The organism is Sphingobacterium sp. UDSM-2020, assembly GCF_016132525.1.
In the GTDB taxonomy this organism is placed as follows: domain Bacteria; phylum Bacteroidota; class Bacteroidia; order Sphingobacteriales; family Sphingobacteriaceae; genus Sphingobacterium; species Sphingobacterium anhuiense.
In genome coordinates, this window is sequence record NZ_CP066166.1 from 948764 (window position 1) to 950122 (window position 1359).

Below are 1359 nucleotides of genomic sequence, written 5' to 3' on the forward strand. Positions count from 1 at the left end.
GAGACTGTAAAATAAACTGTGTCAAGGATAATAAACAGAAGTATTATTTTTGACATAGTAATTATGAGTATTAAGGAAAACGATTTTGATTTTGAGTCCATGAAGGACAAAGCGCTGGAACAGTTACGCAGCGGAGCATCACTTTATGGTAAGAACGGCGCTTTTGCACCTTTGATGAAGAAGTTTTTAGAAGCGGCGTTAGAAGCTGAGATGGATGGCCATATGGACGAATTTGAGCGCTCCAGCGGTAACCGGCGTAACGGCAAGTCCAGCAAGCAGATTCGGACCTCCGATGGCACGATCGATATCGACACTCCCCGTGATCGCCGATCTAACTTCGAACCCCAGCTTATTAAGAAACGTGAGACGATTCTAGCCGAGAGCCTGGAGAAGAAGATTTTAGGCATGTATGGCCTTGGTATGAGCCTGCGGGATATATCGAACCACATCAAGGAGATGTACGATACAGACATCAGTCACAGTACACTTTCTTCCATTACCGATAAGATCATTCCCGAGGTCAAGGAATGGCAATCAAGAAGCCTGGATTCCCTTTATACGATTGTCTGGATGGATGCCATGCACTACAAGGTGAAAGAAGACCATCGTTTTGTATCGCGAGCCGTATACAATATTCTTGGCATCGACCGAAACGGCCACAAGCATCTGTTAGGGATGTATGTTTCGGAGAATGAGGGTGCTAACTTTTGGCTAAGCGTACTGACCGATTTACAGAACCGGGGCGTAGAGGATATCTTAATTGCCTGTATCGATAACCTAAAAGGATTTTCAGAAGCGATACAGAGTGTTTTTCCGGATACCGAAGTACAGACCTGTGTAGTGCACCAGATCCGTAACAGCCTCAAGTATGTGGCCAGTAAGGACCAAAAGGAGTTTATGAACGATCTAAAACCTGTCTACCGTGCCGATACATTGGATCTTGCCGGACTGCGGATGGATGAACTTCAGGACAAATGGGGAGAAAAATATCCCGTGGTCATCGACTCCTGGCGGCGCAACTGGGAACGTTTGACCACTTATTTCCGTTACGACAAATCCATCCGAAAATTAATCTATACGACCAATACGATCGAGGGATTCCATCGCCAAGTCCGTAAGGTCACAAAAACCAAAGGTGCCTTCACCTCGGACATGGCGTTATTGAAACTGATCTATTTAGCACATAAAAACATTAAGAAGAAATGGACGATGCCACTGGCCAATTGGGGAACAACGGCACAAAAATTAGCTATTTGGTTTCCCGGAAGAATGGTGTTAGATTTGCAATAAGCAAAATGGTTCAATTACCACCCAGCGGGGTGGTAATTGAACCATTGACACAGTTTATTTTACACTCCC

1 protein-coding gene is annotated in these 1359 nt (G+C 44.9%); it reads left to right on the forward strand.

Annotation, left to right across the window (positions count from 1 at the left end; translation table 11 throughout):
• The first annotated feature begins 63 nt into the window (after positions 1-63).
• Positions 64-1290 carry an IS256 family transposase gene (locus JAZ75_RS04020; protein WP_208700327.1) on the forward strand — a complete coding sequence of 409 codons (1227 nt, stop codon included), beginning with the start codon at positions 64-66 and terminating at the stop codon, positions 1288-1290.
• Positions 1291-1359 lie beyond the last annotated feature (69 nt).

What these genes read in the sequence shown, in the direction of transcription:
- JAZ75_RS04020 (WP_208700327.1), top strand. Translation starts at nt 64, where the DNA reads ATGAGTATTAAGGAAAACGATTTTGATTTTGAGTCCATGAAGGACAAA.